We start from the raw sequence: 12,848 nt of genomic DNA, 5'->3' as shown, positions 1-12,848 counted from the left end.
CGTATTTCCGAAATCCGGACTTCAAACAGTCTTAAAGAAAAGTATATTTTCAGATTTTTCAAAAAGAGTCATTTTGCTGTGTTACTTTGCGAAAAAGATCGAAGTTCTTTCTACCCAGAGACAACTTTCTGAAAATAGATTTTCCGTTTCTTATTTTTCACGCCCGCCACCTGGCCTTTAGTTATTTTTTTTTCACAATTATCAATATTTCCGATTAGGAGCTGTACACCATAGCTTCAGGCAGCTTATTTCCTGTTCACAATAAAAAACAAATATGAAAAAAATGTATTATGTTCTTCTCTTTTCATCAGGGTTGAGTACTTATGCCCAAGTAGGCATTTCCAACAATCCGGCCGATCAGCAGCCTCATCCCAATGCAATACTCGATGTAAAATCAACCACTCCCGCCAAAGCGGTCATGCTTCCAACAGTTACACAGATAGGAAATGCAGCAGACCCCGACGGAGATGAAGCTTTTAAAGGAGCCATTATCTACAATAAAGGCAATGGCTCCATCTATGAACATGACGGGACAAACTGGCGAAGTGTTTATCAATACACCGCAGAGCTCCAACCTCAGTATCTGGCTCATTTTTCAAGACCTTCTGACCTGAATTTATCCTGCTCATCAGGTATTCTTCCTCCTTACGGATGTTCAGCAGATGGAATCATTCCACTCACCGGCACAGGTCCATCAGATTTCATAGGGAATTTAATTAAATTATCCATCGCATCGAATATCGTTACAGTCAATGAAGCCGGTACCTACAGAATCACCTATCGCTCTTACGCAGTTTTTCAGGGGCTCAATACAGATTTGATCCAGCTTCGACTTCAGAAAGCAAATTCTGCAGCACCCAATAATTTCACCACTATCGATTATAAAGAATTTACGGATACCAATGACGGATTAGACTATAATCCGGTGTTTAATGGTTCCATCGTATTACAGGCAAGCGCCGGCGATAAATTCCGACTCCAGGGTTATATGGAATCTGGTTTGTCTCCGATTATTACTTCTTCTACTGTTTTCCAAAATAGAAGCACATACGGAACGGGTGAGTTTATTTTTGAAAAAGTCATTCTATAATCGATATAAAAAGATAAAATGAAAACTAAAAAACTCGTTTACAGTCTGATTTTCACCATCATATTCGGAATCAGGGCAACTTCACAGATAATGATTTCCAATACTCCGGGAATCTTTAACCCGCATCCTAATGCTTTACTGGATATAAAGGATTCTAAAAAGGGCACTATTTTTACAAAAGCAGACAATATCAGCAGTTTTCCTTTGTACAACAACCTTGAGGAGGATTTTTTCGGTGATCTGCCATCATTGGAAGGCGCTATTATTTACAACAAAGAAGACAAACAGTACTACAAATATGACGGAACTGTCTGGATCCCGGCACTTCAGCTTGGTGCATTCTATAATCCTTTTGAAACCCGCCAAAAAGCAAATACCTCAGAACAATGGTCATGTATTGGTTTACCCGGACTTAACACTTGCAGCCTGGGCCAATTATTCGGAACCAATAACAGAAAAATTATTCCTTTATCTACTACTACTAACCGTTCTCAATTGCTGGTTAACAATTTAAATCTGGCAACAGGAGCCGACTACGTTACAATCCCTACCGCTGGGCTCTATCATGTTTCAGGGGTTGTAGGATTTAGCGGAACCAGTGTTTTAGGTTTAGGAGATAATGTTTCTTATTGGGTGAATCTGGACGTGAGCTATGATAATGGTAGCACCTGGAATACTTTAGCCCTTAGCCAAACCCTTCAGTATGGTGGTCTTTTTATAGATGTAGGTCAGGCCGGTGATAAAAGTGCCAGTGTTTCTGCAACAGTTACTTTACCGGCTAATGCAAGAATAAGGCTAGCCGCATCGGTTTCCACAGAGGCAGTAGTATCTGTGTATTCAAGCTCTACAGGTCATAAAGACACTTTTATCAATATCAAAAAATTAAAATAATCCTTCATTCCGAAACAATGAAAAAATATTTATCATTATTCAGCATAATCACCTGTACTCTTATCAACGCACAGATCATCATAGGAGGAAGCAAGCTTTCTAATCCTTACACCCAACTGGAGCTTCAAAATACGGATGGAAAAAAGGTATTAATACTTCCGGCAGCAGACAACAATACTTCTTTGCCTCAATATAATACATCCCAAACGGACGGATATAATGACGATCCTACCATGGAAGGAATGCTTATGTATGATAAAAAAGCCCAGCTCACCAAAGTTTATGATGGCTCTTCGTGGAACCAAGCTTTCATCCCTGAACATACGGCAACCACATGGACTCGTGCCAGAATAGAATCTGCTTCAGCAGCCTGTCTTTCTATTTTGTGCAGCTCCAACAACCTGCCGCTTTCTATTCCGGCTAATGATCCTCAGTTTGCAGATCATTTATCGATCCGGCATTCGGCAGACACTTTTCGTATGCGCCAGAAAGGAATTTACAGAATCAATTTCAACACTTTATTCAGAGGAATCAACGTAGGATTTACCGGAACTAAAATCAATATTGCCATATTGGTGAATGGGGAACAAAAAGCGTACATGTCTGCTAATGCAGCATTTATAAGCCTGGACAGCTATGCCGTTTCTGCAGATACGGTATTGTTTCTGGATGTGAATAATAATGTAAATTTCAGAATATCCATCGACAACAGTGCGTTCTCAATATCAAGCTATACGTTCGGAGGAACAGCGGAAAGCAACGTAAGCTTTGAAAAAATACTGTAGTTATCAATCCCGGAAATATTATTAACAAGTCTAACCTTTAAAAATAAAGTTCCTGCAGAATAAAACCTGTCATTACATTTAATAGAAATCTGTAGACCTTCAATACTCGTTTATTGAAGGTTTTTATTTTATATGGATAACCTGCTCGGTGGCAACCCATACTGTTTTTTAAAAGCAAATGAAAAATGGGAAAGATCTTCAAAGCCCAGATCCAGATAAATATCCGTCGCCTTTTTTCCTTTTTCCAAAAGGTAGCGGGCTTCCTGCAGTCTTTTTTCGAGCAGCCATTTTCTTGGCGCAGTTCCGAATATTTTTTCAAAATCCCGTTTAAAGGTTGCGAGACTTCTTCCTGTCAGATAAGCAAACCGGTCCAGCTTTACATTAAAATGATAGTTCTTCTGCATAAAACCTTCGAGATCTATTTTATGCGGATCAGAAATATCATACAGAATATTTTTTAATGACGGATCATGTCCAAATAAAAGGAACAAAGCTTCTTTCTGTTTCAACAGAGCCAGCTCGGGAGATTTGTTTTCCAACAGATCCTGGTACTGAAGCAAAGATTCCATAAAGTATTTCAAATGTTTTACTTCTGAAACATCAGTAAAAGCGGACGTTTTTGATCTTTCCGGGAGTACAAAATGTTCTTCCAAGCTCATTTCCTTCAGCAGTTCATCGTCAAACCTAATCGATAATGATTTAAATCCTACTTCTTCGCCCGGCTTTTTCAGAAATTTCAACAATTGATTTTTCCGGACAAGATAGACGTCTCCACTCCGGAATATTTTCCGGTGAACGCCATCATTAAGTTCCATTTCTCCTGAAATCACCATCGACAAAGCATTATAGGAAACGAACTGTTCCCCTTCACGAAAAACGGCGAAGTAGCAGGAATAATTGATGTAATCGATATTTTCGGACATTTCTTTTCGTAATTAAAGTCAAGCCAAAAAACTCTGACTTGACTGTTCAATATAATATTTTAACCTGAGTTTGGGATAAAAAGTTAAGATTAAAAGGTTGGAAGATGGAAGCTGGATGATGGAAGTTACTATTGGGCAGTAAGCACTTAACAATTCCTTTTAAATTTATTGAAATAGTTTTAAAAAGATGAATAAAAACAATCTGTATTTCTATCTTTGGACTTCAACAACTTCCCTCTTCAAGCTTCTGACTTCCTTACATCATAATAAAAACTGAAATATCTTCCCGAAATCAGGTATTTTTTAATGATGATTTACACCAAAATTGATTTCGGTTCCAAATATTCTTCCAGACCAAATGCTCCGAATTCCCTACCAATTCCCGATTGTTTGAATCCTCCGAACGGTGCCAGCGGATCGTGTTTAAAACCATTCACACAAACTCTTCCCGCTTCAATCTGAGAAGCTACCCTGATGGCACGACTCTCATCCGAAGAAGTCACATAAGCAGCCAATCCATAAGGAGTATCATTCGCAATTGCAATAGCTTCTTCTTCATTTTCATAAGCGATGATCGAAAGTACGGGTCCAAAAATTTCTTCCTGAGCAATACGCATATCATTTCTGACATTGGTAAAAATAGTGGCCTTAACAAAATTTCCATCTTCAAGACCTTCCGGTTTTCCGATACCACCCGCTAACAAATCTGCCCCTTCTTCCAGACCTAACTGAATATAACTTTGTACGCGTTCATACTGTTTTTCAGAAACCATCGGACCTACATTTGTATTTTCATTGGTAGGATTTCCTACGACAACCTGAAGCGCTGTTTCTTTCGCAATTTTATTAACTTCTTCCAGTCTCGACTGAGGAACCAGTAAACGGGTCGGTGCAATACAGGCCTGTCCGCTATTCATATAAGCTCCAAAGACAGCCTGGGGAATTGCCTGCGTAAAATCAGCATCATCTAAAATAATATTGGGCGATTTCCCACCAAGTTCCAGGGTTACTCTTTTCATACTGTCTACAGCGCCTTTAGCAATCATTTTTCCTGTTTGGGTAGAACCGGTAAAAGAGATTTTAGCGATATCAGGATGGCTAACAATTTCATTTCCCACGACATTTCCCAATCCGTTTACGACATTGAAAATTCCTTTTGGTAAACCTGCTTCATGAAAACATTCTACAATGATTTGGGTCTGAAGTGCGCTCATTTCACTGGGCTTTACAACGACTGTACAACCTGCAGCAACTGCTGTGGCGAATTTACTGCATATAAAACCGTTGCTGGAATTCCATGGGGTAATAATGCCGACTACTCCAATGGGAGTCATCTGTACAAGGGTTTTCCCTGCTTTCCTTTCAAATTCAAAATCACGGAGGGTTTCAATCATGTGTTCAAAAGCTCCTACCATATTTTGGAAGCCTGCCGTGCAGAACTGTCGCGTTCCGCCGTACTCCAGGATCATGGTTTCGATAAGTTCTTCTTCACGATTTTCTACAGCCTTCTTTAAGTTCTTAAGAATTTCAATACGCTCTTCAATAGTCGTTTTTGAAAATGTTTTAAAAGCTTCTTTCGCTGCTGCAATAGCTTTTTGAGTATCGGTTTCATCTCCTAAAACTACTTCCCCTATTTTTTCATGGTTGGACGGATTAATCAGATCGAATACTTCTGTTCCGTGTAATATGGCAAATTCACCGTTGATGTAAGCTTGTTCTATACGTTTCATATTGTTTATTTTAATTTTACAGGACAAAGTTCTTACAATTACGAAGGAAGTACTTTGTCCCATGGCTCAATTCAACTTTGCTAAAAAGCTCACAAAACCTATAAAATTGAACGTCTGTTTCTCCGATGAAAATTTAAAATGATCTTTTAATACTCAAATTTCACAAAAAAGAAATTAGTTTTTAATCCGCATCAGCTGATCCTTTTTCAGGCTGAAATATATTCGATCAGCCTTCTGCTACAAACCATTTACGCACTTTCTTTACCTTCCCCGACCATCCATTTTACTTATGATTTGCATAGTAAACATAAATACCTGAAAACGAAAACACTAAAACTTCTCACTATAAAATAAGTATAGTCTACCCACAAAAAAGACTAAAAAAATGTTTTATCGTGAAGAATTTTATATATTTGCACCATCTAACAATTAAAAAAATAATTTACTATGTCAGACATTGCATCAAGAGTAAAAGCTATCATCGCTGATAAGCTTGACGTTGAAGAAACAGAAGTAACTCCTGAAGCTAGCTTCACTAACGATTTAGGAGCTGATTCATTGGATACAGTTGAGTTAATCATGGAATTTGAAAAAGAATTCAACATTCAAATCCCTGATGATCAGGCTGAAAAAATTACTACTGTAGGTCACGCTATCGCTTACATCGAAGAAGTAGTAAATAAATAATATTCTTCAACAAAAAGAAAATTTTAAAAGTTTATGGAATTAAAAAGAGTAGTTGTAACCGGTTTTGGCGCAATAACACCGATTGGAAATAATGCAAAAGAATACTGGGAAAATCTTCTTAAAGGTGAGAGCGGTGCTGCTCCGATTACTCTTTTTGATGCCACAAACTTTAAAACTAAGTTCGCTTGCGAAGTAAAAGGTTTCGATCCGCTGCAGCATTTCGATAAGAAAGAAGCAAAGAAAATGGACCGAAATACTCAGCTTGGGCTAGTAGCCGCAAGAGAAGCGGTAGCACACTCCAGAATTATGGAAGACAATGTTGATAAAAACAGAGTCGGTGTAATTTGGGGTTCCGGTATCGGAGGTTTAGAGACTTTCGAAACTGAGGTTTTAGGATGGGCGAATACGGAAATCCCAAGATTCAACCCTTTCTTTATTCCTAAAATGATCGCGGATATCACTCCTGGACACATTTCAATTGAGTACGGTTTTCACGGGCCGAATTATACTACGGTATCAGCCTGTGCATCTTCAGCCAATGCCTTAATTGATTCCAAGATGATTATCCAGCTAGGAAAAGCAGACGTTATTGTGTGCGGAGGCTCTGAAGCAGCCGTTACAGCAAGTGGTGTCGGTGGATTTAATGCGATGATGGCACTTTCTACAAGAAATGATGACCCTACCACTGCTTCAAGACCTTTTGATAAAGACAGAGATGGCTTTGTTTTAGGTGAAGGTGCAGGAACGATCATTCTTGAAGAATATGAGCACGCGGTAAAACGTGGTGCTACCATTTATGCAGAATTGCTAGGTGGCGGTATGAGTGCAGATGCACACCATATGACTGCCCCACATCCTGAAGGCTTAGGCGCTTATCTGGTAATGAAAAACTGTTTGGAAGACGCAGGCTTAACTGCTGATGAAGTAGACCATATCAACATGCATGGTACCTCTACTCCATTAGGAGATATTGCAGAATCCAACGCAATTTCGAAATTATTAGGCGAGCACGCTTTTGATATTCAGATCAATTCTACAAAATCAATGACCGGTCACCTTCTGGGTGCAGCTGGAGTTATTGAAGCTATCGCTGCATTAGGAACTATTATTCATGGTATCGTTCCGCCTACCATCAACCATTTTACTGATGATGAAAACATTGACAGCAGACTGAATTTCACATTCATTAATGCTGTGAAGAAAGATGTAAAAGTAGCCATGAGCAATACTTTTGGATTTGGCGGGCACAACGCTTGCGTTCTATTTAAGAAAATCTAAATTCAATGAATGGAGTTACAGAAATACTTTTCTAAATTCCTTCTCAGACAAAGAAAAAGAAAATTAACGGAGAGAGACTATTTCCTCAGTACCGAGCTGAAAAAAATGCTGGGCGCCGAGGTTCAGAATATAGCTCTTTACCGGGAAGCTTTTTCTTTAAAAAGTTCTTCTAAAAATCAAGACAGTAATTACGAACGACTTGAATTTTTGGGAGATTCTGTTTTGGGTACAATTATTTCCTGTCATCTGTTCCAGACTTATCCTCAGGCCAACGAAGGATATCTCACACAGATGAAATCTAAAATTGTTAATAGGAAGAATCTTAATAAATTAGGTGAAGACCTGAAGCTTATCGATCTCTTGCAGAAGCAGGGATCCGCAGCCTTGGGCGAAAATATCTCCGGAAATTTATTTGAGGCACTTATTGGTGCCATTTATCTGGACTTCCAGTATGACGCCTGTAAAAGGATCATTCTGGAAAGATTACTGACGCCTTCTGAAATTAATAAGCTTGAAAATAAAATTGTAAGCTACAAAGGCCTTCTGCTTGAATGGAGCCAGAAGAAAAAAGTAAATATAAAATACGAAACCTGCGAAGAAGTTCAGGCTAACAAAGCAATCGTCTTCAGGTGTCATGTCTGGCTGGGAGAAGAAAAAATCGCCAATGCGACGGAAACTTCCAAAAAGAAGGCAGAAGAAAAGGCAGCGCAGAGAGCATTTTATATTTTAAACAAAAAAGAAAACATACTTGGAAATCCAAAAACTTTATGATCTAGACGATATAGAATTTGAAGATATTGCCATAGGATTGGTAAGATTAGCAAAAGATGTACCTGCTCATGAGTTTTTCTACAAGATTAATCAAATCAACGGCCTCGCTTTTTCCCGAAAAAAAGATGTGATCATTCACGGGGCTTATTACGACTACTTTTTTCCAAGATTTGAAGCTTACCATAAGTTTACGAAAACGTGTTTTACGTTCATTTCAAACCGGTCTTCGGAAAGTAAGCAAAAAAAACTGCAGACCGAGCTCTTCACAGAAGAAGAAAACATTAAATTTTTATTAAATAATCAGGTAGATGTGGAATATATTCTGCATACATCGGAACAAATTCCTGATTTTTCCGTAATTTTGCTCCCGGAAAATCTTGTATTTCCGATACAAGACTATACACTGAGTTCTGAAGAGGAACTTTATCAAATTATCCAATATTATGAATAAGTATTTAAAGAAGACAAAAATTATTGCAACACTAGGGCCTGCTTCATCATCGAAGGAGGTAATGTTAGGACTAATGAAAGCGGGTGTTGATATTTTCAGAATAAATTTTTCACATGCAGACTACGACTTAGTTCGAAATAATATTGAAATTATCAGAGAGCTTAATCAGGAATATGGCTATTCTATAGGGATCTTAGGAGACCTTCAGGGCCCGAAACTGAGAGTGGGCGTTGTAAAAGAAGGTTCCTACCTGAACCCTGGTGATATCCTTACCTTTACGAATGAGAAAATAGAGGGAGATTCTACTAAGGTTTACATGACCTACCAGCAGTTTCCTCAGGACGTAAAAGTTGGGGAGAAAATCCTTATTGATGACGGAAAACTGATGTTGGAAGTTATTGAAACCAACGAAATAGATACGGTAAAAGCAAAGACCATTCAAGGGGGACCTCTAAGTTCCAAGAAAGGGGTGAACCTGCCAAATACCAATGTATCTCTTCCTGCTCTTACGGAAAAAGACATTCAGGATGCCAATTTCATGCTTGACATGGAGGTTGACTGGATTGCACTTTCTTTTGTACGTCATGCTCAGGATATCATTGACCTGAAAAAATTGATTGACAGCCATCCGAACGGAAAATTCAAAACGCCGATCATTGCTAAGATTGAAAAGCCGGAAGGCGTTAAAAATATTGACGAAATTCTATTGGAATGTGACGGACTGATGGTTGCCCGTGGTGACCTTGGTGTGGAAGTTCCGATGGAAGAAGTTCCTGCTATCCAGAAAACTTTGGTAGAGAAGGCAAGATTCTATTCAAAGCCGGTGATTATCGCTACACAGATGATGGAAACTATGATCAACAGTCTTACGCCTACCAGAGCGGAAGTAAATGACGTTGCCAACTCTGTATTGGATGGTGCTGATGCCGTAATGCTTTCAGGAGAAACTTCTGTAGGAAGATATCCGATTCAGGTCGTTGAAAACATGACGAAAATTGTAAAGAATATCGAGACCACTCATTTTTACCAACATAAAAATGAGCCTATGGAAAAAGATTACAACTGCATCGACGAAAGATTTATCACGAACAGAGTATGTCTTGCAGCTGTAAGAATTGCTAAAACTACTAACGTTTCTGCAATCGTTACATTGACGCACTCAGGATATACAGCATTCCAGCTTGCCGCTCACAGACCGAATTCTCAGATCATTGTATACAGTGGAAACAGAAGAGTGATCACCATGTTGAACCTTCTTTGGGGCGTTCATGCTTACTACTATGACATGAAAAAGTCTACGGATGAGACGATCATTCAGGTGAATATGCTGACTCACAACCATGGGTATATCGAAAGCGGAGATTTTGTAATCAACATCAATGCTACTCCATCTTACGAAGGCGGAAAAACGAATACACTTAGGCTGACAACAGTTTAAGCAATAAGCAATAAGCAATAAGCAATAAGCAATAAGCAAAATTACTTTTTGACCAGCATACAAAAAATCCCGAAAATATCTATTTCCGGGATTTTTTATATTGATAACCGTAAACTTACATTATACTTTGTACATTTTACTTTTTACAATTATACTTTTTACATTGTACATTATCACTAGTTCCCCACGATCGTTCTTGCCGTCACAAACTCTTTTAAAGCCAATAAAGACAACTCCGTTCCATATCCCGAACCTTTGCTTCCACCGAATGGAAAACGCGGATCTGAGCTCGTCATTCTATTGATATTGACCGTTCCTGATTCCAGGTTTTCAATAAAAAATAACTGACGGTCTGTTTTCTTCGTCCAAACGGAATTTGAAAGTCCAAAAGGAATATCATTCGCCATTTGCAAAGCCTGTTCATCACTTTTAGCAATCATGATCATTCCCAGAGGGCCAAAAAGTTCTTCCTTTAAAATAGGATTTCCTTCCTGAACACGAATTAAACCGGGTTTAAATTCATTTTCAGAAATTCTTTCCAAAGGAATAATAATTTCAGCACCGTTTTCCAGTGCGCGGTTGAACTGAGCTTCCAACTCATCAGCGAGGTCCGGTCTTGCCATTCCCGCTAATTTAGTTTCCTTATTTAAAGGATCTCCCACTTCATACGTTTTATATTCTTCAATGAATTTCGGTAAAAATTCACCTTCAATTTTTTCATCAATAATAAATCTTTTAGCGGCAGTACAGGTTTGTCCGCAATTTTGAAGTCTGGATTTCACTCCTGCTTTTGCTGCTGCATCTAAATCTGCATCATCGAAAATAATGAAAGCATCACTTCCACCTAATTCCAATAAAGATTTTTTAATATTTAAACCGGCAATAGAAGCTACTTCTCCACCCGCTTTTCCGCTACCTGTAAGACTTACTCCTTTTACAGCATCGTGTTCAAGAATTTCTTTTACAGCCTGATGCCCCACTTCCAGATTCTGGAAAACACCTTCCGGAAAACCTGCCTCCAAAAGAACTTCTACAATAGCATTTCCACTTCCGAAACAGATGGAAGCATGTTTCAGAACTACGGTATTTCCAGCCAAAATTGCTGGTGTAGCGAATCTCAGTACCTGCCAGAAAGGAAAATTCCACGGCATTACTCCTAAAATCACACCTTTCGGAACATAATGAACTTCAGAATAAGAAAATTCAGATTCAACTTTTTCGGGTTTTAAAATATTTTCAGCATCTGCATAATAATTCATCATTAATGCACATTTTTCAACCTCAGCAATCGACTCTGAAATAGGTTTATTCATTTCTGTCGTGATGATCCTGCCAAATTTCTCCGAATTATTCTTTAAAATTTCTGCCGCTTTTGCGATCAGCTTCTGCTTTTCTTCAAACGGTACTTTTCTCCATTCTGAAAATGTCTTATCTGCTTTAATAAGCTTATTTTCAATTAACTGTTCCATAATCTAATTTCTGTTTTAAATTCAAAAATGAATTTTTTAATGCCTTTATTCTAAAAAGCACCGTGAAAGTAACAAATTTTGTTCCTTAAAGGCTAAATAAAGGAATGATTTTCTCTATCGAAATAATATAACCTTCTGTATATTTTGAAAGTAATTTTAAATATCTGATAACTAGCAGTATCTTTTTGTTTTACTTTTTTAAATGAAATGCCTTTCTTTTACCTTGTGATTATTAAACGCAAAGAAAGACAAAATTGATTCTGATTTCTTTACACTAAGATAAACAAGAGCGTTTCACTTATTTCCGAAATACGAGAATTCAAAATGCTCTATGGGTTTATAATTTCTATCTAGATCATAAACCATTCATTCACAAGACACGCAGCAAGCCTCGCCGTTCTTTCCTGAATATCAAGGGAAGGATTGACTTCTGCTGCATCCAGTGCTATGAGTTTTTTGCTTTTTAAAATATGCCTGTACAAATGCATAAAAGGCGTATCTGCAAAGATACCATTATATGCGGAAGCGGAAACCCCTGGAGCGATTGATGCATTGAAAACATCCATACAGATGGTAAGATAAATAAAATCTACACTTTCCGTAAGTTCATCGATGCGCTGATAAATCGAAGGAAGATTCTCAAAAAAGAGTTCGTCTGCAAGGATGTATTTCATTCCGTACTGATGGGCTGTATCAAAGAGTTTCAGGGTATTTGAATTTCTCTGAATTCCGATATGCAGTGAGTTGATCTGTCCTTCCTGTGCGATCTGCCAGAATCCGGTTCCTGAGCTTGGTCCGACTCCTTCTTCAGGCTGTCTGTTGTCAAAATGAGCATCGATATTAATTATCCCTATTTTCTGTTCCGGAAAAGCTGTTTTTACGCCTAAATAATGGGCATACGTTACTTCATGACCGCCACCTAAAACAATTGATTTTCCACCTTTCAGCAATACTTTGGATACATTTTTAGCAAGGCTGTTCTGGGTGCTTTCGAGATCGCCATCTTCACAGGTTACATTTCCGAAATCCAAAAGAGAAAAATCAGGACGGATCACCGGGAAATTAGACATATTTTTCCGGATCACATCCGGAGCATCTTTTGCCCCCTGACGTCCTTTATTTCTTCTTACTCCTTCGTCTACCGCAAAACCATGCAGGACAAAATCATCTGCAGCAATATGGTCGTAATTATGTTCTTCTTTAACTCTCTGAAATATTCTGTGGAAAAGAAGTTCTTCTCCGTCTAATCTGCCTTGCCAAGTGTCCTGAAACATAGAATTTAAATTAAATTTTTAATGACATCGTTTTATCCGGTAAATCTAAATAATATTGTTT

12 protein-coding genes are annotated in these 12,848 nt (G+C 38.3%); 8 read left to right on the top strand and 4 right to left on the bottom strand.

Annotated elements, in window-relative coordinates:
- Positions 1 to 274: 274 nt before the first annotated feature.
- The 3 genes from N0B48_RS10980 to N0B48_RS10970 are packed head-to-tail and all read left to right on the top strand — an operon-like array spanning position 275 to position 2,766.
- Complete coding sequence (locus N0B48_RS10980; protein ID WP_259838849.1) at positions 275 to 1,090, top strand: phage tail-like protein; 816 nt, start codon at positions 275 to 277, stop codon at positions 1,088 to 1,090.
- Positions 1,091 to 1,108: 18 nt separating this feature from the next.
- A complete protein-coding gene (locus N0B48_RS10975; protein WP_259838848.1) occupies positions 1,109 to 1,981 on the top strand; it encodes a phage tail-like protein in 873 nt (290 codons plus the stop codon).
- Positions 1,982 to 1,998: 17 nt separating this feature from the next.
- Positions 1,999 to 2,766, top strand: coding sequence for a hypothetical protein (locus N0B48_RS10970; RefSeq protein ID WP_259838847.1), 768 nt, complete (start codon positions 1,999 to 2,001; stop codon positions 2,764 to 2,766).
- A gap of 128 nt (positions 2,767 to 2,894) precedes the next feature.
- Here N0B48_RS10970 and N0B48_RS10965 read toward each other — a convergent pair whose 3' ends face one another.
- Together N0B48_RS10965 and N0B48_RS10960 are read right to left on the bottom strand one after the other, a co-directional pair.
- Positions 2,895 to 3,689, bottom strand: coding sequence for a helix-turn-helix domain-containing protein (locus tag N0B48_RS10965; RefSeq protein ID WP_259838846.1), 795 nt, complete (start codon positions 3,687 to 3,689; stop codon positions 2,895 to 2,897).
- A gap of 314 nt (positions 3,690 to 4,003) precedes the next feature.
- Positions 4,004 to 5,419, bottom strand: a complete 1,416-nt coding sequence (locus tag N0B48_RS10960) for an aldehyde dehydrogenase family protein (protein ID WP_259838845.1) — start codon at positions 5,417 to 5,419, stop codon at positions 4,004 to 4,006.
- A 447-nt stretch (positions 5,420 to 5,866) separates the two neighbouring features.
- Between N0B48_RS10960 and N0B48_RS10955 the strand changes: the two genes are divergently transcribed.
- Genes N0B48_RS10955 through pyk form a run of 5 tightly spaced genes read left to right on the top strand, consistent with a single transcriptional unit; the run spans position 5,867 to position 10,044 of the window.
- Entirely contained in the window at positions 5,867 to 6,106 is a 240-nt protein-coding gene (locus tag N0B48_RS10955) for an acyl carrier protein (RefSeq protein WP_002976354.1), read from the top strand.
- Positions 6,107 to 6,139: 33 nt separating this feature from the next.
- Entirely contained in the window at positions 6,140 to 7,384 is a 1,245-nt protein-coding gene (gene fabF, locus N0B48_RS10950; RefSeq protein WP_259838844.1) for a beta-ketoacyl-ACP synthase II, read from the top strand.
- A 9-nt stretch (positions 7,385 to 7,393) separates the two neighbouring features.
- The gene (gene rnc, locus N0B48_RS10945; protein ID WP_259838843.1) at positions 7,394 to 8,155 is read left to right on the top strand and encodes a ribonuclease III; all 762 of its coding nucleotides are present in this window, start codon (positions 7,394 to 7,396) and stop codon (positions 8,153 to 8,155) included.
- Complete coding sequence (locus tag N0B48_RS10940; protein WP_259838842.1) at positions 8,133 to 8,606, top strand: IPExxxVDY family protein; 474 nt, start codon at positions 8,133 to 8,135, stop codon at positions 8,604 to 8,606. Before rnc ends, N0B48_RS10940 begins: the two co-directional genes overlap by 23 nt.
- Positions 8,599 to 10,044 carry a pyruvate kinase gene (pyk, locus tag N0B48_RS10935; RefSeq protein WP_259838841.1) on the top strand — a complete coding sequence of 482 codons (1,446 nt, stop codon included), beginning with the start codon at positions 8,599 to 8,601 and terminating at the stop codon, positions 10,042 to 10,044. Before N0B48_RS10940 ends, pyk begins: the two co-directional genes overlap by 8 nt.
- A 176-nt stretch (positions 10,045 to 10,220) precedes the next feature.
- Here the strand turns inward: pyk and N0B48_RS10930 are convergent, their stop codons facing one another.
- Positions 10,221 to 11,513, bottom strand: a complete 1,293-nt coding sequence (locus N0B48_RS10930) for an aldehyde dehydrogenase family protein (RefSeq protein ID WP_259838840.1) — start codon at positions 11,511 to 11,513, stop codon at positions 10,221 to 10,223.
- A 350-nt stretch (positions 11,514 to 11,863) separates the two neighbouring features.
- Positions 11,864 to 12,787: a formimidoylglutamase gene (gene hutG, locus N0B48_RS10925; protein ID WP_259838839.1), complete on the bottom strand. Its 924-nt coding sequence runs from the start codon at positions 12,785 to 12,787 to the stop codon at positions 11,864 to 11,866.
- Between the last annotated feature and the right edge of the window lie 61 nt (positions 12,788 to 12,848).

The sequence above is a fragment of the Chryseobacterium herbae genome (assembly GCF_025154075.1).
Classification (GTDB): domain Bacteria; phylum Bacteroidota; class Bacteroidia; order Flavobacteriales; family Weeksellaceae; genus Chryseobacterium; species Chryseobacterium herbae.
The sequence above is the reverse complement of the archived record's forward strand: the minus strand, read 5'-3'. Positions and strand labels throughout refer to the sequence as shown.